This window comes from Streptococcus suis (assembly GCF_002960625.1).
Taxonomy (GTDB): Bacteria; Bacillota; Bacilli; order Lactobacillales; family Streptococcaceae; genus Streptococcus; species Streptococcus suis_T.
In genome coordinates, this window is sequence record NZ_POJH01000058.1 from 1 (window position 1) to 634 (window position 634).

At 35.8% G+C, this 634-nt stretch carries 1 protein-coding gene; it reads right to left on the reverse strand.

Going from position 1 to position 634, the window contains the following annotated elements; all coding sequences use genetic code 11:
- Nucleotides 1–560: IS6-like element IS1216 family transposase (locus C1G49_RS10970; RefSeq protein WP_161942125.1), on the reverse strand; the 560-nt coding region annotated here is incomplete at its 3' end.
- Between the last annotated feature and the right edge of the window lie 74 nt (nt 561–634).

The following is a 634-nucleotide window of genomic DNA, read 5'->3' on the forward strand; positions in this document are numbered from 1 at the left end:
GAGGCAGTGCGTAAACTTCGATAGAATTTATTGCGTCTCTTTACTGGACGATGGTCTTGTTCAATCAAATTATTCAGGTATTTAATGGTACGATGTTCTGTCCCTTGATAAAAGCCGTATTCTTTTAGTTTCTTAAAGGCACTTGTAATAGAGGGGGCTTTATCTGTGACTACAACCTTCGGTTCATCAAACTGCTTCACTAACCGCTTAAGAAAAGCATAGGCTGCTTGTGTGTCCCGTTTTTTACGTAACCAAATATCCAAGGTTAAACCATCTGCATCGATGGCTCGATACAAATAATGCCATTTTCCTTTAATTTTGATGTACGTTTCATCCATTTTCCATGAATAAAAGGATTTTTTATTTTTCTTTTTCCAAATTTGATAGAGTAGTTTGCCATATTCTTGCACCCAACGATAAATCGTCGTATGAGAAACGTTAATGCCACAATCATATAAGATTTCTTGAACTTCACGATAGCTAAGGTTATAACGAAGATAGTAGCCCACGGCTACAATAATCACATCCTGCTGAAATTGCTTTCCTTTAAAATGATTCATCGTCATTCCTCCTGCTATCTTTTTCTATTATTCTACCTTATTTGATAGTAGATTTAAAACTTTGCAACAGAACC